The sequence below is a fragment of the Pseudoalteromonas lipolytica genome (assembly GCF_900116435.1).
Lineage (GTDB): Bacteria > Pseudomonadota > Gammaproteobacteria > Enterobacterales > Alteromonadaceae > Pseudoalteromonas > Pseudoalteromonas lipolytica.
In genome coordinates this window covers 212,640-233,557 of sequence record NZ_FPAZ01000002.1, presented here as the reverse complement: position 1 = coordinate 233,557, position 20,918 = coordinate 212,640, and the positions used below count along the sequence as shown (strand labels likewise).

Genomic DNA, 20,918 nt, shown 5'->3' with positions numbered 1-20,918 from the left:
TCAATCGTCACAACAATGGGCCCACGATAACCATGTGCTTTATCAAATAAAAAATCACAGCCTGATGTCAAAAAACACGCCAGTAGCACACAGTACATTACTAAATTTTTCACACTATTAACCTTCTATTTTAATAATTATTTAGCGCTAATAATGGGGTTGTCGGCACTGCCACTAATTTGGTAGCCATAAATATTTGCAAGTTGCGCCAGCTCAGGCGATAAAACAAGGCCGTTGTCTGTATCAAACAATAGCCCTAACTCTTTTAATAAATCAGCTTTATTGTTTTTTAAAATATAACCAAGCGCTTTATCTCTTTCATAGCGAGTCATGCTTTTATTTGTACCTACCATTAACATTATTAGCTATTGATTAAGAACACCATATAAACAACTCTCATTTACATGCTTTAATAAGGCCAGTTTATTTTTCAAAATAAAATCAAGATAAGAAATTTTTTCATTGTTTAACACACGTTCTTTATTTAGATTAATCTCAACATTATTGAGCTGTATAACTAAATTTTGAATATAACTTAAACCATAACCAGCTTACGTTCTAAGATCTTCTATTTCAGACTCTATTTGATTGACATCATTTAAATTAACAGCGAGTAATTTAAAGCTAAAAAGCAGCAAACCAACCAAAAAAACAAGATACAAAACTACTAGGCCTAATTTCCATAACTATTCCTTATCATTAAAATTCCCCCTTTATTAAAACAAACATTACATCAATTCAATAATGTATCAAACAAAATAAATATTAAAAAACAGAAAGCATAATAAATCACTACATTAAAACAAAAACAAACAAAATATAACTACAAAAAGAAAAAACAACAATTAGCTATTAAACAACTCAAATAACATTGCAAATAAAAAACAGCTTAATTTATTCAACTAACAAGGACGTTTATTTATCTATGTATATTTTTCTCCTCATGCTTTTTCATAATTTTTAATTTCTGAGCATATAAAAAGAGTCAATTTAAGAGCTCAGGCAACATCATCATCTGAACTTGTTGGCAACATAAATGCAGGTGAGAAATATGCAGTTGTCGGTACAAGAAGCACCGGTAGCGGGTTAAATATTTAGCACAACGATGCATCATACCAGGCTTATGGCAATGGATATTTCGGTCAAACTCAGGGCTCTTATATTGAGTTATCTCAAGATCAAGATGGGAATGATATAGGCTCTGTTCCAAGTAATTCGCGAATAGTGGTCTTACAGGAAGTAGGCGAGAGTATTTTAACCTGGTTTGATGGTAAGCTAAGCCGTTTGAATAAATCAGATGTTGATCTAGACATTCCTGTTAGTGATTATGAGTTTACCTCAACCCCTTCCACCCAAGTTATGATTGAAGAGATATTTTCATATTCCATTACTGTTAATTATGTTGGAAGCGTTGAATATAGCCTTGTTAAAGCACCTAGTGGCATGGTAATTAACCAAAATGAAATAACGTGGATGCCTTCTGATTCAGATATTGGGCAATCCACGGTTATTATTCGTGCAATAATTGATGACCAAGTCATATTGCAATCATTTACTATCGATATTTCAGCACCATTTTCATTGTGTAATAATTTAAGTGATATAAATACCAAATTCATAAGACAGAAGAGCTAGGCAAGAACTCTAACAACTATAAAAACCTTGTACGCATTGCCTACAAGGTTTTTTTATCCCTGCAAAACAGCAAAAACTGTGCTTTATTTATAGGACGAATAAAAACAAGAGCACAATGAATGGAGTTTATAAGTCAGGTTATTTACGTCGATAACGTAGAAGAAGTACTCGACTTTTATTATCAAGCATTTGGTTTTAATACCAATCATATTAGTGACGATGCAGAGTACGGCGAGCTCGTAACGGGCACGGTGAAATTAGCGTTTGCCACTCACCCACACGCGCAATCTTATTTTAAGCAAGGCTACATTCGCGCGCACCCTAAGCAACCCGCATTGGGATTTGAATTAAGATTTAGTTGTGAAAACCTAGCACAAAGCTACGATAAAGCCGTACTTGCAGGTGCTGAACCTTTATGCCCACCGACAAAAAAAGACGCCCAACATTATGCCTATGTAAGGGCCATTGAAGGTACATTGGTGTGCCTCATTGAGATTTAACTTTTTGTCAGCTCGGTATGCAGCTCTAGTGTCAGCACGCGAAGTTCCTCAAGGCGATCTAAGCTCATATTAGAGCGTGCCATTAACTTAGCCGTTAATTCTTCCGCGTCTGTTTTAAGCTGTATGCCTTGCTCTGTTAACGAGATCACTTTTTTGCGTTCATCTTCACTAGAAACTTGGCGAGTTAACAAGCCTTTTGCTTCTAACCGTTTCACAATAGGGGTCAGTGTGCCTGAGTCTAAATGCGTATCAAAAGAAAGCTCTTTTAAGCTTACTTGATTTCTGTACCACAAAGAATGCATCACGATGTATTGCGGATAGGTTAAGTCATACGCTTCGAGTAAAGGGCGAAACGCTCTTATTAGCGCATTAGTCGCACTGTAAAGCGTAAAACACACATTGTCTGATAAGTTTTGAGTCATTGCAGTGCCTTAAAGATAATTACTGCGGCTATTATTACGTTAATTTACTTTGCGCGCAAATTATTTTCGAATAACACTTGCCATTTGCCTAAAAGATCATTAAATTGATCACAAATAGTTTGCGCGCAAATGTTTTGCGTGGATATTAGTTTGTTATTTCACTAGCATTGCTAGATTAAAAAATACGAGGTTTTTATGGCTACAAGTCAACAGATTCATTTAGTATCACGCCCTACAGGCATGCCGACCCACAATAACTTCAAGCAAGTAGAAATAACATTGCCTGAACTACAAGATGGCGAAGTCTTAATTAAAAACACCTGGATGTCAGTCGACCCTTACATGCGCCCACGTATGATAGATCGTGAATCTTACATCGAACCCTTTAAATTAAACGACGTTATGGATGGCGGTGCCATTGGCGAAGTAATTGAATCACGTAACAATCAATTTCCTGTTGGCAGTAAAGTAACTCACCTTAGTGGCTGGCGCACTGCACACATTAGCGATGGCAGCGACTTAACCCTGTTACCTGATGTACCACTGCCTGATCAATTATTTTTAAACACCATGGGTATGACAGGTTTAACTGCATGGGCAGGCCTTACAAAAGTTATCACTCTAAAAGAAACAGACACTGTGTTTGTGTCTGCTGCATCTGGCGCAGTCGGCAGTGTTGTGTGCCAAATTGCTAAGCTAAAAGGCTGTAAAGTTATCGCCTCGGTGGGTTCAGATGAAAAAGCTCGCATGGTAAAAGACTTAGGGGTTGATGCTGTAATCAACTACAAAACCGTTGAAAACCTTACTCAAGCACTTCAGCAAGCCGCTCCACAAGGGATTGATGTTTACTTTGAAAATGTCGGTGGCGACCACCTTGAAGCAGCATTAAATGTGATGAACGATTACGGCCGCATTCCTGTTTGTGGCATGATCTCAGGTTACAACAACGACACGGCGCAACCTGGGCCAAATAACTTATTCTTCATTAACTCTAAAAAGTTAACCGTACAGGGCTTTATTGTTATTGATTATTTTGACCAATTCCCTGAATTTATAGAGCAAATGGGCGCATGGCTCAGTGAAGGTAAAGTTAAGTCTGAAGAAACAGTATACGAAGGCATAGAAAATGCCGTAAATGCTTTTCTTGGTTTATTCGAAGGTAAGAATAAGGGCAAAATGCTGGTTAAGCTATAACACGCTAAACGTGTAATAAAAAGCCTGTGTCTTCGCTGACACAGGCTTTTTAAAAGTGAACAAATTTAAAAAATACCATCGTCGAAACCAGAACTGTTTACGATTTAAACGCCCTAGAAAAGAAAACAGTACGTCACAAATAGCTAAATCTCGAAGTTTCGAGAGGTACATAGCTTTGCGAGTTAGCTCAGCCTCAGGGGCTTTATATAGGTTATCAGCCATTCAAAAGCGATAAGTATGCCAGCTCTGCCAGTTTTTCTAATGATGAGCTTGCCTTAGATTCTGGTTTTTCAGCATCAACAGAATAACGCCTTTTTGGGATCTTAACTTGAATAAAGCCATGGTTGTTTGCCATATCGAGACGTAATAGTTCACGTTCTTTTGGGGTTAGGTGATTTTCATGAATTTTTTCAAGTTCACCATTATCAAGCCAAATCGCGGCACAGTTGGGGCACTCATCTAACTCAACTACTTTAAGCGGGGTAAAAAAACGCCGCATCATCACGATATCAGGGCACTTAGGGCAATTAATCCGCTTGGTAAGATCAATGCATTCTGTCGGTAATGTTTGTAAGTGTGCGACCAACACCTGTGCTGTTTTTAAATTGGGATCGCTGAAGTGAAATATTTGCCGATTATCAAAAAACACGCCACCCGTTGATGAAAAATACACCTTAGTATCGCCAATACTCACCTCATTAAGGGGTGTATTTGTGCGTGGACAATCCATAAAACATCCTTGTTTTTAATATTAGTTAAGCGCTTTTAAAATAAGCGGTTTTAATGGTTCTGGCAATGCGATTTGCCCACCTAAAACAAACTCATGTGCTTCACTCGACATTTTTTGCCATGTTTTACGAATGATCCCCAGCCATTTCGCCTCGTCGTAATCAGGTTTACTCATTGAAAAATCAAGCATGTAATGCTCAATAAATACCAAACTTGCAATATCTTCTATCAGCTGGCTGTCAGGGTTATGTTTAATGTTCTTTTTAGCAACCGCAGCATACACACGCTCACAATCAGCTATTGAATAGCCCGCAGTTTTCATTAGCGCAGTCACTCGCTCAGCATGAAAATCGTATAACGCGCCTCGCCACTGATAATAACCCTGCTTACCTAAAGGGAAATCACTGCGAGGTGAGCGCCAACGTTCAATATGCTGACCTCGTGCAGCAATGTGCATTAACTCATCAGCGTCAGGTTTAAAACGCGTTAGCATGTCTGTCATACGCATCGCATAAAGGAATTCTTTTGCATATGACTGCCCCTCGAACTTCACACTATTTGGATCAGCATTATTTGCATTATCTATTGCTTTTATTACAGCTTGGTACATAGGAGTTCTTTCTTAAGTATTTGCAAGTTATTGTAATCTGGTCTGTTACATTTTGCTATTTTGTTGAAATTGATGAGTAATTATTGAGCTTTGCTAGACAATAAAGCAACCCTAAACTAGTATTTTTCAGTAAGTAATTTCATACTTTAATTGCCTAAGAGTTTAGGGATGCCCTTGCTGAAGAAAAATAAAATCTCTCAATCGTTACTTTCCTTTATCATTAGTTTCGGCTTATTTTCAACGATTGCATTCAAGGTGTATTTTGATAGGCAAGAAATGCATGAGCTGGAACAAAAAACGATTCTGAATAGTTACAGTAGCGATGTTGAAAAGGCCATTCTCAATGCCCTTCAAGGCCCTTATTTAGTGCGCGCAGCAATGCGTGACTATTCATACACACAAGAGCAGTTCGAAACACTCGCCAAACAAATCCTTAATCACAGCGATGGCAGCCAAACGATCCAGTTGGCGCCAAACGGAATTATTGCCTACAGCTATCCATTACTAAGCCATGAAAGTGTCATCAATGCAGACTTATTCAAAAACAAAACCATCCAAGATTCTTTGCAAAAAACGATACAAACCAAACAAATGCAACTTGATGGGCCTAAAGAGCTCTCACAAGGTGGACAAGGGTTAGTCGCACGCTTACCTATTTTTAAACAAGACACCCTTTGGGGGTTTAGTATTGCTGTGCTGCGCTTTCCTGAATTTATAAGCAATATTAAACCTAAACTTGCCTCTGCATCTCATCGTTTTGAAGTCTGGCAAAAACAAGACACCAATTACCGGCCTTTACTCGCTAATCAGACGTTTGATGAAAGTGAATGGCTAACTCAGCCGATCATGATAAAAAATCAGCAATGGGTAGTCGGCATTAAAGACCAATTTATATTGCGTAGTCACACCGAAATTGCTGTTTTACTGCTGTTCTCACTGCTGTTGTCATCTATCAGCTGTTATTTGTTTTTTATCACGGCGCGTCTTCGCGAGCACGAGCATAATTTAGAAGAATTAGTGCAAAAACAAACAGTCGAACTTTCAGAACAAGCGTTAGCACTCAAACAAGCACAATCATTGAGTGGTGTGGGGAGCTGGCACTTATCACCCGATACGGGAACGCGTCATTTATCAGCCCAAGCCAAAGTGCTTTTTAACTCAGATTCGGCAGAACAAACGATCAACGCTATCTGTAACAGCATCGACAGTTTTTATAAAAATGCCTTTTTAAATTTTATCAATTCACGCCCAAATACGCCTATAGAGCTTGAGTACACCATAAAAATTAATGGCGAAAAGCGCTGGTTTCACGAACTTGCAGAGTGGAACTTTAAAACCAACACTTTAGTGGGGACTGTCGAAGACGTCAGTGACGAAAAACACCAGCAACATGAACTCTATCGGCAAGCTAATTTTGATCCAATGACCGGACTGGCTAATCGCCATTACACTGAAAAATACATCACCAGCTTATGTCCTCAAAATCAATATAACTCAGGACTTACCTTGTTATGCGCTGAAATAAAAGGCTTTCGACAACTCGAAGATATCTATGGTCATAATTTCATAAACGAATTACAAATAATCATTGCCAATCGTTTAATAGAGTTTGCAGAGCACTACCACGCATTTTGCGCTCATATTAAACCCGGGTGTTTTCTAATGCTGTTAAAAGAAGCTATTATTGATGAAAAGCTTGCAACCTTTGTTGATAAACTTCAACACCAAGTTGCTGGTTTAATTGAAACCGCAGGCACGGCCCACTTTTATCATTTTTATATTGGTGTGGGTTACCCTCATTTACAAAGTCTCGATGCAAGAGAGCAAATTAATACGGCACTTATTGCAATGAATGAGTGCCATAGCTTAGAAAAAACATTCACTATTTACAGCCAGTCTCTAAAAGATAAGCTGATAGCAAAGAGCGACTTAGAAAGTGATTTGCGTCACGCCCTCTCTACCGGTAAGCAATTGAGTATGGTTTACCAACCCATTCTTAATACCAAAACAGGGGCGTTGGTTGCATGCGAGGCATTAGTTAGGTGGCAGCATCCTGTTAGGGGCTATGTGTCACCAAACGAATTTATCGCCATTGCAGAGCAGTCTGCGTTGATCAACTTATTATCGCGGTGGATCATTGCCAAAGTCGCTGAAGACTGTCACCGATTAGTGGAAAATAACATTCGTATAAGAATGTCGATAAACCTGTCTCGTAAACAGTTTTCAGATGCGCATCTCGTAAAACGTTTAAGCCAAGAAAAAATGACCTTGTTCCCGGCGGATCAAGAAATAAACCTTGAGATCACTGAGTCTGCTCTTTTTCAAAACACACAATATGCCATTAGCTTAATGCACAAACTAAAAACAGCGGGCTTTGATTTATCGCTTGATGACTTTGGAACGGGTTATTCATCGCTTGCGTCCATACAGCAATTCCCCCTTGATAACGTGAAAATAGACCGTGCGTTTATTTGTAATTGCGTCGAAAACCCGCGTGACGGTCTTTTTTTACAAACCATGAGTGACTTGGCGCATCATTTAAACTTAACCATCACTGCCGAGGGGGTCGAAAGCTCAGAACAATGGCAACTGGTCAGTGATAAAGGCATTGATTACATTCAAGGGTATTTAATTTCAATGCCATTACCAATCGAAAAGTTTATTGAATTTGATCCTGCCCCGTAAGATCGCGGGCAATACTTTGCTGAGGCTTTTCAATCATTCGGGTAAGTTCTGTGCCATCATCACTGATAATGATGGTAGGGGTGTAACGTAAGTCATGCTTCTTTGCGAGGCCGTTAGGGTCGAGCTTGTCGTAGCCAACCGCAACTAAACGCAATGAACCAAGTTGCACTTTAGCCATATCAAGCAATTTTAAAAAGCGCGGTACTTCGCGTTTTGAATCATGGCACCACGTGCCTAAAAAAACTAAAGCTTGCTTGCCTTGCAGTGCTTTTATTGTGTTTAGGTCATTTTCGCTTGGCGAATAGTCTTCATATTCTTCGCTAAATTCAGCGTAGTTTTTAAGTAAGTCTGCAACCGTTATATCGCCAGCATAGGGCGCTTCAGCGGCAAACAGCGTCGTTGACAAAAGCACCACAAAGGCACTCAATACATATTTCATAATTATTATTCTCTACGCTATTAAAGTCCCACAATAACTAATTGCGCTTATTTACACCAGTTTTAGGTGCGTTCAAAACAACACTAAACGCTCTAAAATAAACCTCTACGATGAATAAAAACATGTGCATTAATAGGGTTAAATCAACATCCCTGCTTTCAATTCGGCCTATGACCACACGCTATTCGCAAAATCTTAAAATCTACCCTATTATATTAGTTATAACTAATATAATGAGAATCACCATGGTCACAGCAAAAAGAGTCAGCGGTCTTTTAGTACTTTTCAGTTCAATGAGCTATGCACAAACAACACCGCCAAATATCGCGAGTTTGGAGAGCGAAGCCGTTGAGCGCATTGCATTATTTGCAAACACACTCAAATCTGAACTTGGTGAGGCAATACAGCAAGGTGGGCTTGTTGCAGGGATTGATGTGTGCCAAATGAAGGCGCCCGCTATCGCTGAAAGTTTGTCAATCAATGGCTGGAAAGTCGCTCGTAAAAGCAGCAAAAACCGAAACCCGAACAATAAACCCGATGGTTGGGAGGCCGAGAAAATAGCCGAACTTCTGGACATGCTACGAAACAGCGAAAGCATCGAGAATGTCACATTTTCAACCACCCGCGATGGTCAGTTTCGCTTTGCCAAAGCCATAAAAGTTGCCCCGGTGTGTTTAGCCTGTCACGGTGAAAAAATATCACCAGAGGTAAAACAAGCGCTCAATAATCATTACCCTAACGACTTAGCAACTGGGTATAAACTAGGCGATTTAAGAGGCATTTTTTCTGTGAGCAAAACACTGGAAACCCCCTAATACAATGCCATGATGGTGTATTTGTAAGTAACTTAGGCTCGCATAGTGCACCATTAGCCATTAATATAAGCGCAAATAAAATTAACCTAGGTGTAGTTTATGTCGACCCCTCCTTGCCCAAAGTGTCAATCGGAATACGTATACCCAGATCAAAATAACCTCATATGCCCTGAATGTGGGCATGAATGGAATCCAACGGCTGTAAATAGCGATGACGTGATCACAGTAAAAGATGCCAACGGCACTTTATTGGTAGATGGCGACAAAGTGACAGTTGCTAAAGATTTAAAAATCAAAGGCAGCTCACAAGTCATTAAAATTGGCACCAAAGCTGTTATTCGCCGAGTGCTCGATAAAAAAGACCACGAGCTCGACTGTAAAGTAGACGGTATCGGCGAAATGATGGTCACTGCAAAATTTGTAAAGAAAGCTTAAGCTTGCGCGTCCTCAGCCAGCCATGACAACATGGCGCTGCGGACAACTTCAACATGCTCGCCGCCCACAGTCCAGTGACAAACACCTTCAAGCTCAATAAACTGAGCCTTATTTCGGGCATATTTTTTTGCCATTGCTCGCTGTGCTTTGATGGGGGTCACCCTGTCTTTATTGCCCGCAATGATAAGTATTGGGCAGCGAATTGATGCACTATTAACGCGTGAATAACCCGTTGGAAAAAAGCCACTTACCCCCATTTGAAATGTAGCCCGCCCCGACTCATAAGTCGCATGCTGATATATTAGCTGCTGAACCGAATCAGGTTGCGTATTCGCAATACCATAACGAATCTGCGCAAGCGTGATGTGTGTTACCCGCCGCCATAGCGGAAATAAAAATAAATTACGTCCAAATGTGCGAATAACAGACCAACTCCATGCATTGATCCCCCCCGGTGCGGCTGATGAAAGTAAAATAAGCTTGGCAACATGCGTCCTTGCTGCGACCAATTGAGCCAGTAACCCACCCATCGAATGACCAACTATAATGGCAGGCCTATCAAGCTTGGCTATTTCTGCCATAATAAACGCAACATAATCTTGTAAGCGCAGCTTCGCTAATGTCTGTTTATCTGCCGTTGTATAACTTGATTTGTCAAAATGCATTGGCAACGTTAATGCATGAACTTCAAAGCCCTGTTGCGTAAATACTGCCGCCACGTCTTGCATAGCCACCGCGGTGCTCCACATACCATGAATAAGGACAACGGGTGGTTTATTTTTAAACTGTGTATTCATGCCGTTCATACCATTTATTAACCCATCGAAACGACAGCTTATGTGTGCTGATGTCGACGTTTGTCGTTGTTAAACTGTAAAACATCATTGGCAATTGGGTCCTGAGTGAGCGTTTGTTTATCTTTACCATAATGCATTGTTACCACCCACGGTGGTTAAACAATAAAAGCCACAGTTGTGGCTTTTATTTCACACAGACTCGCTTTTTGTAACAAGCCGTTCGGGTATGTGTAAGGTACGCTGCGGAAATGGAATCGTTAAGCCTGCGTCTTCGATTGACTCTTTAACGCGCTTATTTAAATCCCAATACGTTTGCCAATAATCGTCATTTTTAGCCCACGCTCTAAGCTGTATATTAACTGCACTTTCGGCCATAGCCGATACCATAACGTGAGGTGCAGGCTCTAAAAGTAAGCGAGGTTCACTGGCAGCAATACGTTTTAAAACATCGAACCCTTCATCAATCGAATCGGCATACGAAATACCCACAACAATATCCATGCGGCGTTTACCATTTCGAGTAAAGTTTTTAATATTGTTGCCCCACACAATCCCGTTCGGTGATGCGATATATAAGCCATCGATGGTTTGAAAAATAGTGGTGAACAAATTAACTTCAGAAACTGTTCCTTGCATTGAACCTATTTCAACAAAGTCACCCACTTTAAAGGGCCTTAAAATAAGTAACATCATGCCAGCAGCAATATTACTTAAAGTATCTTTAAGCGCTAAACCAATCGCGAGGCCTGCGGCCCCCACTAACGCAATCAAACTTGCGGTATTTACGCCAAAAATATCTAAAATAAACACACCACCAATCACATATACCGTATAGCCTGTAACCGATGACAAAATAGGCAAGAGTGTGTCGTCTACTTTATTCAGTTTTGAATGAGAGTTTTTAATCGCCTTTTTCACAGACTTGGCGATAAGCGCACTGGCAATCAAAATTACAATCGCCAACACCAATTTGTAGCCCAGCGCAATAATAGTCTGTGAGTGATTAAGCCAAAAATCGCTAACCGTTTGTTTCATACTATGTCCTGTATAATATATTTATATTTCAATTCGTTAACTTAATTGCTTACTGAAAACAGTAACCACGTATTATAGGCACAGTACACAAGCAGTAGCCCAACCCCTTCAACTCTGTTTATTCTGCCAGTCCTGCGATAACCATAAGCAAACACTAATAAACATAGCGTTAAAGAGAACATCGCTAACCAATCACGCATTAATAAATCACTTGAAAGATTAACGGCAGGCGCAATAACACCAGCAATGCCTGTCACCGCTAAAATATTAAACATGTTAGAGCCAATCACGTTACCAATGGCAATATCGTGTTCACCTTTTCGCGCTGCGACAACTGAGGCGGCAAGTTCAGGTAACGACGTACCCAGTGCCACAATAGTTAAGCCAATAATTAAATCGCTTATTCCCATAAGTTCAGCAATATTTACCGCCCCCCACACAAGTAAACGAGAGCTGGAAATGAGTACAATAAGCCCGATGACTAACCAAGTAATAGCCGCCTTAAGCGACATAGGTTGGGCACTCAGTTCCTGCTCAACATCGTTTTGTAAGGTATCGTTTTTGCTTTTTAGCGCAGCAAAAATACTCCAGCCAATAAAGGCTAGAAACCCAAGTAATAATACAATGGCATCAAAACGCGTTAGGCTGTTGTCCCATATCAACACAGCAAGCAAAATACTAACAAGCAGTAATAGTGGCAGCTCTTTTTTAACAATCGTTGAATGAACAACTATCGGCGAGATAATAGCTGTAAGGCCCAATATCAGCCCTATATTTACGATATTTGACCCAACGGCATTCCCTAAGGCAAGCTCGGGGCTGCCGTCTGCCGCCGCCATAGCTGACACCAACATTTCTGGCGCAGACGTGCCAAAGCCAACAACGACCATACCAATTAAAAGAGTTGGCATACCCGCATATTTAGCACTGACAGCGGCACCATCAACAAATCGATCGGCACTCCAAATCAGCAATGCAAAACCGCATAAAATAGCGAGGACAAAAGTAATCATATGAACTCCCGGCGCATCAATAGTAACAAAATGACCGACTTGAACATTGCGTAGTCACCCAGACCACACGCTAGAAAAGTAATAAACACGAGCAGGCTCCTTAGGGCGGAATACAATAAGGCATGCACTATGCCCGCCCGGAACACAATAGATGCCTTAAGTCTTGTCAATCCATACTACGGACATGAACGCCACGAACGAATGCTCGGAGACTGTTGACGTTCATCTTAGTAACTAAGCGACTACTCCCCTAAGGTTAGGCGTAGACTATATAACCAAAAGTCACAAGTACAAAGTAAAATCTACACCTTTTTTACTTGTTTTTTTTACCACGATTCGACTTCTTAAACAGAGTAACGTTCGACGACAATACCCGCCACATCACATGCTTTACAGTGCAATTCCCAACCACCAGCCCAAGTTCGAGCATGAAGACTTGCATGGCAAAGTGGACACACTTCATCAGCAAATGTACTTGGAGTTAGCGCTTTTGCACGCTTAGAAAAAAACCTTAAAAACCACAAAATGTTATCATCGATGTTTATCGCAAGATCGCGACGTAAGGTATCGCAAAATGCGTTAAAGACTGCCTGCTTGTATTCCCGTTCATGTTCAGGCGATTTTGCAGCATACAGACCAAGATAGTGATCGATTTCTTTAACACGTTCAGGCCATGCGTGTGCGTCTATATGATGTTGGCAATCAATCAGTTCTGCCAATGTATAATTTGCGTAATCTGGTTTTATCATCGTAAATTTCCTCCTTAAAACTCACTCGGATAAAGCGAGCCATTTTTATTTATCTCTGCTAACCACTGCTCAAACAAGGTATTAGCATCTGCAAGCTCATTCTGTGACAAGCGTGGGGAGTGCTTTTGCTCAAACCAAGCATAGCGATTATATAAATCATTATTTTGCGTCATTTCCATAAGCAAACGATTAATCGCATAGGCTTTAGCCGCACTGTTTACGCCCACTTGTTCATCGACAAACATATACGTGCTTTTTCATTTCCCTGCATCGCTGCGCGCTCTATGAATTCTGCCCTTGCAAGTTTAGTAGGAAATTGCGAACGCACATAAAATTCAGGTGTTAAACGTAAACATAGCATCCCACGATAAAATGCAAATTGCTAGATTACGCTAGCCCAAAAAACTTGAATGCAAGACATAGCTGCCCAACAGGTGCCTTACATTCAAGCATTAAAAATATGCTAGCGAGTCAGCATATTAACGGTCATTATAATAAGCAAAGTGGCAAATATTTTTTTGATCAATGACACTGGCCATGTCTGCGTTGCTAGGGCCCCCCAAGGCGCAGTAAACCAAGACGTACAAACAATACCCAACAGAGCCGGTAAATAAACAAACCCTGCAAAACCGTCTTGCAATGCAAAGTACTGACTACCCGCACTGATGTAACCTACCGAACCAAATAGCGCAATAACAATGCCACAAGCCGATGCACAGCCAATGGCTTTTTTCATATCGACTGAAAAAAACGTTAATAATGGCACAAGCACCGCACCGCCCCCAATACCTATCATGGCAGATAAACCACCGGTGATTGTGGTAAAAAATGTAAGCAGGCCTTTATTAGGTAATTGACGCGCAGTGGATGTATCTCCCCTGCCCCCAAAAATCATTTTAAGCGCAATGAGCACAACGCAAATAGCGAATACTAACCTCACCACATTTTCTGGTAATAACGCCGCAATAAAGCCACTGATGAGCGCACCAAGTGCCACACCAACCATCACCCAAGGCGCAATTTCCCATGGCACATTGCCATTTTTATGATGCGCTATTGCTGACGACGTTGAAGTAAAAAGTATGGATGCCAATGAGGTTGCAATAGCCACTACAACAACCTGCTCTGCGGGTAAGACATTAAAGTGCAGTAATATAATGCTGAGTATTGGCACAATCACTAAACCGCCACCAATCCCTAATAAACCGGCTAAAAACCCAACGCCACTGCCAAGTAAAGCGCAGTAAAGCACCAACACGATTAATTCACTCATTCCCTTTATCTCTGTTATTCGTTTAGATTTCGAGTATATCAATTAAAGGAACAATAGTTGCGGCGTTAAGTATTGAATATTACTCACGTTTCACATGAAAAAACCACATCATAGCCCAACCCATTTAGCCATCTAGACTTTCAAAGTATGTTTAAGTACTTTGCACCCATATTAAACACACACCACAAGAGTGCGTCCCTTTAATGTATGAATCGCATTCATGTTTTACCTGAAATAAAAACGTTTTTCTTCATGCATCAGAGCACGTATAAATTTATTAACGCTGCAAAGGTTACTACAGCTAATTGAGTAGCCTGTTATGACTAACACTGCGATAAATAATTAAACAGCAGTCACGTTTTCGGATTAAACATTGGATACCTACAGCCATGAAAAATGATTTTACATTTACTATTAAGCGCATTTGCTTGGATGAAAACTACCATCCATCAAACAGCACGCGTATCACTACCAACTTTGCAAACTTAGCAAGAGGCGAAAGCCGTAAACAGAACCTACGCAATGCTTTAAAAATGATTAATAATCGTTTTAATGCCTTAGCAAATTGGGATAACCCACAAGGCACTCGCTACTCTGTTGAACTGGAAATTATTTCTGTTGATATCGATATTGCGAACAGCGGTGACGTTTTTCCCTCTATTGAAGTGTTAAAAACGAATATTATTGATCACCACACCGATGAACGAATCGAAGGCATTGTGGGTAACAACTTCTCATCTTATGTTCGCGACTATGACTTTAGTGTGTTGCTGCTTGATCATAATAAAAGTAAAAGCCAATTTAGCATCCCCGATAACTTTGGCGACTTACACGGCAAGCTGTTTCAACACTTTGTAAGCTCTGATACTTACAAAAGCCACTTTAAAAAACCACCGGTTATTTGCTTAAGCGTGTCAGACAACAAAACCTATCACCGCACTGAAAACCAGCATCCAATTTTAGGGGTAGAGTATCAGCCAAATGAAACATCATTAACCGAACAATACTTCAAAAAAATGGGCTTACAAGTGCGTTACTTTATGCCTCCTAACAGTGTGGCTCCTCTGGCATTCTATTTTTTTGGTGATTTGCTTAACGATTACACTAACCTTGAGCTTATCAGCACCATTAGCACTATGGAGACCTTTCAAAAGATCTACAGGCCAGAAATTTATAACGCCAATGCAGTCGCAGGGAGCCGTTATAAACCAAACTTAAAGAACCAAGATCATTCATTAACACAAATTATTTATGACCGTGAAGAGCGCAGTCAGTTAGCTGTTGCACAAGGCAAGTTTGCCGAACAATACTTTATAAAGCCCTATAAAACAGTGCTTGAGCAATGGTCTAGCAATCTGGCCTAATAACGAGATAACTAAGCGATTATTATGAAAAAATTATTACCTACTTCAACCGCTGGCAGCTTGCCAAAACCGTCTTGGTTGGCACAGCCAGAAACGCTTTGGTCACCCTGGAAATTGCAAGGAAGTGAACTTAGCGATGGCAAGCATGATGCTCTGCGTGTTTCGTTGCATGAACAACAGTTAGCAGGTGTTGATATTGTGAGTGATGGCGAACAAACCCGCCAGCACTTTGTCACCACCTTTATTGAACACTTAACAGGGGTTGATTTCGAAAACCGTAAAACCGTTAAAATACGTGACCGTTACGATGCCAGTGTGCCGTGTGTTGTTGGGCCTTTATCACGTACCAAACCGGTGTTTGTTGACGATGCCAAATTTTTGCGCGCACAAACCAAGCAGCCAATCAAATGGGCGTTGCCGGGTCCGATGACCATGATCGACACCCTGTACGATGACCATTATCACAGCCGCGAAAAGCTCGCCTGGGAATTTGCTAAAATTCTTAATCAAGAGGCCAAAGAGCTTGAAGCTGCAGGTGTCGATATCATTCAATTTGATGAGCCCGCTTTTAATGTGTTTTTTGACGACGTTAACGACTGGGGTATTGCCTGCCTTGAAAGAGCAATCGAAGGGCTGCAATGCGAAACCGCCGTTCATATTTGTTACGGTTACGGCATTAAAGCCAATACCGATTGGAAACAAACATTGGGCAACGAGTGGCGCCAATACGAGGAAATATTTCCTAAGCTACAAAAATCGAATATCGATATAATTTCGCTCGAATGTCATAACTCGCGTGTACCAATTGAGTTACTTGAGCTGATCCGTGGAAAAAAAGTGATGGTAGGCGCCATTGATGTCGCACGCAATGAAATAGAAACCCCAGAAGAGGTTGCCGCAACACTGCGTGAAGCACTCAAATATGTTGATGCCGATAAGCTCTACCCTTGCACCAACTGCGGCATGGCCCCATTGCCCCGAGATATCGCAAATGACAAATTAAAAGCCCTCAGCGCAGGGACAGAGCTTGTACGAAAAGAGCTGCTAGCTAATTAATCCTCACGAAAAACAACGACATTACAGATAAACAAGCAGGTAGCGTGCTACACGACACCTGCTTTTTTACTTCACGCTATTCAAAAAATCGTAATTCCTTAATTTTAAGCAATTTCTGAATGTTTAATCACCCTTTCCGACTAGCTAACATAACTACGTTCACCAATACTGTAACGGCAATAAACACAACCCAATAAAAAATAAGGAACCATGATGCTGTCGAATATACCGCGCTTTAAAATTGACGATATTTTGATGGCCATCAAAAACAACGAGTTCTTTTTAGTCGCACAGCCACAAGTCAACCTCGACACATACGAACTGGTCGGGTTTGAATTTCTGGCACGCTGGAATCATCCTAAATATGGTGTCATCGCACCATTTCATTTTATTGATCTACTCGAAATAAATGAACAATGTTATTTATTAACGCTCACACTGTTTGAGCGAATGCTGCAGACCATTCAGTCCCTTGATAATACGAAAACGGCTATTCACTATTCATTAAATATGTCAGCTAATGACCTCACCGTTGAAGGCTTCGCCAAACAAATCGGTCATTTAATCAATCAATACCAGATAAATGCAGATTCGATTGTACTCGAAGTCACCGAAACCGCAGGTATTTTCAGCAACCAAAGCGTGGCAAACCTGAGACAACTCAGTCAATTGGGTATTCAACTTGCTATTGATGATTTCTGGACGGGCTTTTCGACACTCGAAACGATTCGGTTAAATGTGTTTAGCGAAGTAAAAATTGACTACTCCTTAACCTCGCAGCTTATTAATGACAAAGCAAGCATGGCAGGCATGAACGCTATTCTTCAGCTGTGCAGTGATTTAGAGCTGCGTTGTGTAATCGAAGGCATAGAAACCTGCATGGCACGAGGCATTCTTATTGAAGCCGGTGCCAAAATTGGTCAGGGCTTTTTATTTGACAAAGGGGTTGAGGAGCACGCTCTTAAAGAGTGGATTACTAATTATACTCACAGTCAATACAGCGCAAAATGTGATAACGCCACATTGTTACTCAGTGAAAAAGAGCTTCGTTTACTAGAGCTTCGCCCACATCCTTCTTGGCTATGGGATTTCAACACCAATAAAGTCATTTGGGCAAATCGTTCTGGGGTTAAATTTTGGGGAGTAGAGAGCCTGAAAAACTTACAAGCAAAAACATTCAACTTAATGAGTTACTCAGTTAAAACACGGCTAAAAAGCTATTATCGACGCTTTGTTTCAGGAGAAGCCGAAATAAGTTCTGAATGGGATTTTTACCCAAATGGTCGGCACAAAAAAGTCTTTTGTATTCAAATCCCCCGCGTTTCACAAGAAGGTAACTACGTTATGATGGTGCATGCGTTTGAAGGGTTTCATTCGCGCCTACCCAATAAAAAGCACTTCGATTCAACAAACCAGTTCCCTGCCCCTTTTATCATTGTTAATGAGCAAGGAGCGCTAACACGCATTAATAAACACGCCCATATTGAGATTGATATTCAAACAGACCAAATTAGCGAAATAATTGCCCCTGATGATTTTCAAAATATAAAATCAGCCTGCCGAGGTGGGCATTTGGTGCAAACATTTGTAAAAAACCAAAAGAGTGATTGCCAAGACGTACTCTACATTCGCGCTTTAATGGTGCCGGATCAAAATACGTCTGAACAATGTGTTTACCACATAGTGTTAGTGCCTATCAGCGATTTACTCGCCAACGAGATACCCGCGCTAAAACCTGTAGACAATTAAAATTAACACCAATAGGAAGAACAAAACACATTACATTGACCGTAGAATAAGCGTAATAACAATATTCAGTAACTTACTCAATGTTCTACCCCCTCATAGCAACACGACATTTAGGCATTAAGGTTGAAAATGCCGCACACTTCAAAATCAATAGAGCTTATAAAATGGCAAAAATATAAAATACCGTAGTGTAGGCACGATAATTTAAGCCTGCCCAACGCTTTGAGCAGGCTGTCAAAGAGCATTAAAGTTAGAAAATATAAATGAAACCGACGCCGATTTCACTTTCATAATTACTACGCGCGATGGGGCTTTTCCTTACATCACTGCTGAAGTACTCAAAAAGAGCTTCCGCGTAAATCTGCCAATTATCATTCATATTATGTCGGTAACTGTAATCCACGCCAAACGAGCGTAATCCCCCACTCAAAGAGGTCGTTTCTAAGCCTGATGCCGCAGATTGCATTTCGTCTATACCAAACCCTTTGTTGGCATAGTCACTATCATGAAAAACAGCCACTAGATTAACTTCAGAACCCGACCCATCTGTGTGGGTTCCAAAGCGTCTGCCCACCCCAAACAAACCTAAATTTCCATCTTCACTTGCCACAACACGGCTTACTAGCCAGTAACGCCAATCAGGTGTGAAAGAACGACGAGCCTGAAACACCAGTTCAAACCCTTCTTCTTGATCACCTAACCCATCTAATCGGCCATCATCTGAATCGCTTTCTTCTCGCCCCTCATCAAAACCTACCGATGCCTCTAACAACCAATCATTGTTTCGAAGACCACGCCAACCAAATGCTTCTCCAGCAAAATAAAATATATTATCGCCCTTACGCCATTGCACCGCTCCCGCAGGCTGCAATTCAAACCCAAATTCGTCTGAACCTTCGTAAGCCGTTTCATATTCAACGCCTGCACCAAGCCCAAAGCTCCAGCCGTCTTTCCCGTTAGTGAAATCATCTAATGAAGGTAAAGGAACCAGTGCTTCTCTATCCTCTAAAGCCAGTACTGAAGGGGTTGCCAACCCATAAATACAAGAAAGAAAAATTGGTAAAAACTTTTTCATCTATTTCATCCTCTCAAAATTTATTGTGGGGTCTGCATGGCAGATCCTATTCTTGTAGAGAGATCGACCAACAACGGCAGTATGCGAATGCTATTGCATCGTATAAGTGTAGCAATAGAGACTCTTACATTCTTAAGATCATCTATCCGCATAAAAATACGAATGAATTTTTTTACTAGATCAGTAAATAACCCCGTTGAGAGAGGTTAGTTAGTTGGTATATATAAATAGTTTGGGGAGTTTTTTGGGGGATAATCACTCGTCATCTTGAACGCTAAAGCACTCTACCGTTATTTTTTATCAAAACTAAGCGTTGAAAATTGCATTCGACCCTAATACAGGCTTTAAAAGGCCGTAACTTCTTTTAAATATAGCGAGGCTATAGCTGCCAATACAAAGGGGACCCAAACACGTCTATGTAGTAGTCAATAATGGCTCTTGCATTAAGTGATGGGTGACGGGCATTCGGGTATATTGCAGCAATAGTTTGAGTTTCAGTATTAATTGATGAATCAATCTCTGTAAAAAGCTTCACAAGTTTCCCCTCAGATAGACTGTCAGCAATGAGCCAATCTGGAAACAATACTATTCCCATACCATTTAAAGCGGCGGTGAGCAGAGACTCGGCGTTGTTCGAACTTAAAGTCGGAGTGATCGGGCAGTGAACCCATAAACCTTCGGGTTGCCTGAAATACCAACGATTTGGACCTGATGAGCCACTATAGACGAGACATTTATGTGTAACTAAGTCTTCAGGTTTTTTAGGCACACCATATTTTTGAATGTACTTGGGTGATGCAGTGAGATGATAACTCTGCTCTCCCACAATACGTGCTCGTAATGAGGAGTCGTTAAGCGTACCGATCCGAAATATGACATCTGACGCATCTTTCATCGGATCAATGTAATCATCAGTAAGAGTTAGCTCTATATCTAATTCTGGATACCTTTCGCTCAGATTAGCAAGGGCTGGAGCTATATGCTTTTGACCAAAAAATACTGGCGCGTTTATCCGGGCAAGTCCCGAGGGTTCTAGTAATCTTTCACTTAACGCTTGTTGTGCATCATGAAAATTTAAAGCCATTGCACGCGCATGATTTATGAATAGGTTACCGCTTTCAGTGGGTATTATCGCACGCGTATTCCGATAAAATAATTGATGTCCAAGTGCATCTTCAAGATTGTGTATAACACGAGACACTTGAGAAGCAGACACCCCTTCCCGTCTCGCTACCAACGAAAAATTCTTTAGCTCATACACATTGATGAAAATCAGTAAGCTCTTTAGATTTATAGATTCAAAATTACTCATATATGCATATTGTGCAAAGGTGTTCACACAA

Annotated in this window: 22 protein-coding genes; 9 read left to right on the top strand and 13 right to left on the bottom strand. The window is 40.7% G+C overall.

Annotated elements, in window-relative coordinates; genetic code table 11:
- Positions 1-137: 137 nt before the first annotated feature.
- Positions 138-332, bottom strand: coding sequence for a hypothetical protein (locus BM378_RS02565; RefSeq protein WP_143104558.1), 195 nt, complete (start codon positions 330-332; stop codon positions 138-140).
- Between the two features lie 892 nt (positions 333-1,224).
- On the opposite strand from BM378_RS02565, the gene BM378_RS02560 reads away from it, so the two are divergent.
- The gene (locus BM378_RS02560) at positions 1,225-1,635 is read left to right on the top strand and encodes a hypothetical protein (protein WP_074988521.1); all 411 of its coding nucleotides are present in this window, start codon (positions 1,225-1,227) and stop codon (positions 1,633-1,635) included.
- A gap of 119 nt (positions 1,636-1,754) precedes the next feature.
- Positions 1,755-2,135 carry a VOC family protein gene (locus BM378_RS02555; RefSeq protein ID WP_036972420.1) on the top strand — a complete coding sequence of 127 codons (381 nt, stop codon included), beginning with the start codon at positions 1,755-1,757 and terminating at the stop codon, positions 2,133-2,135.
- Here the strand turns inward: BM378_RS02555 and BM378_RS02550 are convergent.
- Entirely contained in the window at positions 2,132-2,557 is a 426-nt protein-coding gene (locus BM378_RS02550) for a MarR family winged helix-turn-helix transcriptional regulator (RefSeq protein ID WP_036972421.1), read from the bottom strand. The genes BM378_RS02555 and BM378_RS02550 overlap by 4 nt on opposite strands.
- A 195-nt stretch (positions 2,558-2,752) precedes the next feature.
- Here BM378_RS02550 and BM378_RS02545 point away from each other — a divergent pair, with 195 nt between their 5' ends.
- The gene (locus tag BM378_RS02545) at positions 2,753-3,751 is read left to right on the top strand and encodes an NADP-dependent oxidoreductase (protein WP_074988520.1); all 999 of its coding nucleotides are present in this window, start codon (positions 2,753-2,755) and stop codon (positions 3,749-3,751) included.
- A gap of 214 nt (positions 3,752-3,965) precedes the next feature.
- Here the strand turns inward: BM378_RS02545 and BM378_RS02535 are convergent, their stop codons facing one another.
- Positions 3,966-4,481 carry a TFIIB-type zinc ribbon-containing protein gene (locus tag BM378_RS02535; RefSeq protein WP_074988518.1) on the bottom strand — a complete coding sequence of 172 codons (516 nt, stop codon included), beginning with the start codon at positions 4,479-4,481 and terminating at the stop codon, positions 3,966-3,968.
- A 21-nt stretch (positions 4,482-4,502) separates the two neighbouring features.
- Positions 4,503-5,090, bottom strand: a complete 588-nt coding sequence (locus tag BM378_RS02530) for a DUF4202 domain-containing protein (RefSeq protein WP_074988517.1) — start codon at positions 5,088-5,090, stop codon at positions 4,503-4,505.
- 174 nt (positions 5,091-5,264) lie between these two features.
- Here BM378_RS02530 and BM378_RS02525 point away from each other — a divergent pair, with 174 nt between their 5' ends.
- Positions 5,265-7,775 carry a bifunctional diguanylate cyclase/phosphodiesterase gene (locus BM378_RS02525; RefSeq protein ID WP_177222567.1) on the top strand — a complete coding sequence of 837 codons (2,511 nt, stop codon included), beginning with the start codon at positions 5,265-5,267 and terminating at the stop codon, positions 7,773-7,775.
- On the opposite strand, the gene BM378_RS02520 is transcribed toward BM378_RS02525, so the two are convergent.
- Positions 7,750-8,214, bottom strand: a complete 465-nt coding sequence (locus BM378_RS02520) for a TlpA family protein disulfide reductase (RefSeq protein WP_036972428.1) — start codon at positions 8,212-8,214, stop codon at positions 7,750-7,752. The genes BM378_RS02525 and BM378_RS02520 overlap by 26 nt on opposite strands.
- Before the next feature lie 245 nt (positions 8,215-8,459).
- On the opposite strand from BM378_RS02520, the gene BM378_RS02515 reads away from it, so the two are divergent.
- Both BM378_RS02515 and BM378_RS02510 read left to right on the top strand, forming a co-directional pair.
- A complete protein-coding gene (locus BM378_RS02515) occupies positions 8,460-9,029 on the top strand; it encodes a Tll0287-like domain-containing protein (RefSeq protein WP_074988515.1) in 570 nt (189 codons plus the stop codon).
- Between the two features lie 99 nt (positions 9,030-9,128).
- Positions 9,129-9,464, top strand: a complete 336-nt coding sequence (locus tag BM378_RS02510; protein WP_074988514.1) for a zinc ribbon domain-containing protein YjdM — start codon at positions 9,129-9,131, stop codon at positions 9,462-9,464.
- Here the strand turns inward: BM378_RS02510 and BM378_RS02505 are convergent.
- The 6 genes from BM378_RS02505 to BM378_RS02480 all read right to left on the bottom strand — a co-directional run bounded on the left by BM378_RS02505 (position 9,461) and on the right by BM378_RS02480 (position 14,331).
- Complete coding sequence (locus tag BM378_RS02505; protein ID WP_065979609.1) at positions 9,461-10,261, bottom strand: alpha/beta hydrolase; 801 nt, start codon at positions 10,259-10,261, stop codon at positions 9,461-9,463. The two genes, BM378_RS02510 and BM378_RS02505, sit on opposite strands and share 4 nt — an antisense overlap.
- A gap of 189 nt (positions 10,262-10,450) precedes the next feature.
- Positions 10,451-11,296 (bottom strand): mechanosensitive ion channel family protein, encoded by an 846-nt coding sequence (locus tag BM378_RS02500; protein ID WP_074988513.1) that lies wholly within the window; start codon positions 11,294-11,296, stop codon positions 10,451-10,453.
- Positions 11,297-11,337: 41 nt separating this feature from the next.
- Positions 11,338-12,309: a calcium/sodium antiporter gene (locus BM378_RS02495; protein WP_074988512.1), complete on the bottom strand. Its 972-nt coding sequence runs from the start codon at positions 12,307-12,309 to the stop codon at positions 11,338-11,340.
- A gap of 344 nt (positions 12,310-12,653) precedes the next feature.
- Positions 12,654-13,058: a hypothetical protein gene (locus BM378_RS02490; RefSeq protein ID WP_036972435.1), complete on the bottom strand. Its 405-nt coding sequence runs from the start codon at positions 13,056-13,058 to the stop codon at positions 12,654-12,656.
- Between the two features lie 14 nt (positions 13,059-13,072).
- Positions 13,073-13,303 (bottom strand): hypothetical protein, encoded by a 231-nt coding sequence (locus BM378_RS02485; RefSeq protein WP_065979612.1) that lies wholly within the window; start codon positions 13,301-13,303, stop codon positions 13,073-13,075.
- 218 nt (positions 13,304-13,521) lie between these two features.
- Entirely contained in the window at positions 13,522-14,331 is an 810-nt protein-coding gene (locus BM378_RS02480) for a sulfite exporter TauE/SafE family protein (RefSeq protein WP_074988511.1), read from the bottom strand.
- 389 nt (positions 14,332-14,720) lie between these two features.
- Between BM378_RS02480 and BM378_RS02475 the strand changes: the two genes are divergently transcribed.
- From BM378_RS02475 to BM378_RS02465, 3 genes are all read left to right on the top strand, one after another.
- Positions 14,721-15,695: a DUF1852 domain-containing protein gene (locus BM378_RS02475; protein WP_074988510.1), complete on the top strand. Its 975-nt coding sequence runs from the start codon at positions 14,721-14,723 to the stop codon at positions 15,693-15,695.
- A 24-nt stretch (positions 15,696-15,719) separates the two neighbouring features.
- Positions 15,720-16,751 (top strand): methionine synthase, encoded by a 1,032-nt coding sequence (locus tag BM378_RS02470; protein ID WP_074988509.1) that lies wholly within the window; start codon positions 15,720-15,722, stop codon positions 16,749-16,751.
- 213 nt (positions 16,752-16,964) lie between these two features.
- Complete coding sequence (locus tag BM378_RS02465; RefSeq protein WP_074988508.1) at positions 16,965-18,500, top strand: EAL domain-containing protein; 1,536 nt, start codon at positions 16,965-16,967, stop codon at positions 18,498-18,500.
- Between the two features lie 250 nt (positions 18,501-18,750).
- Here the strand turns inward: BM378_RS02465 and BM378_RS02460 are convergent, their stop codons facing one another.
- Entirely contained in the window at positions 18,751-19,575 is an 825-nt protein-coding gene (locus tag BM378_RS02460) for a MipA/OmpV family protein (RefSeq protein ID WP_074988507.1), read from the bottom strand.
- 379 nt (positions 19,576-19,954) lie between these two features.
- Complete coding sequence (locus tag BM378_RS02455; protein ID WP_036972445.1) at positions 19,955-20,887, bottom strand: LysR family transcriptional regulator; 933 nt, start codon at positions 20,885-20,887, stop codon at positions 19,955-19,957.
- Between the last annotated feature and the right edge of the window lie 31 nt (positions 20,888-20,918).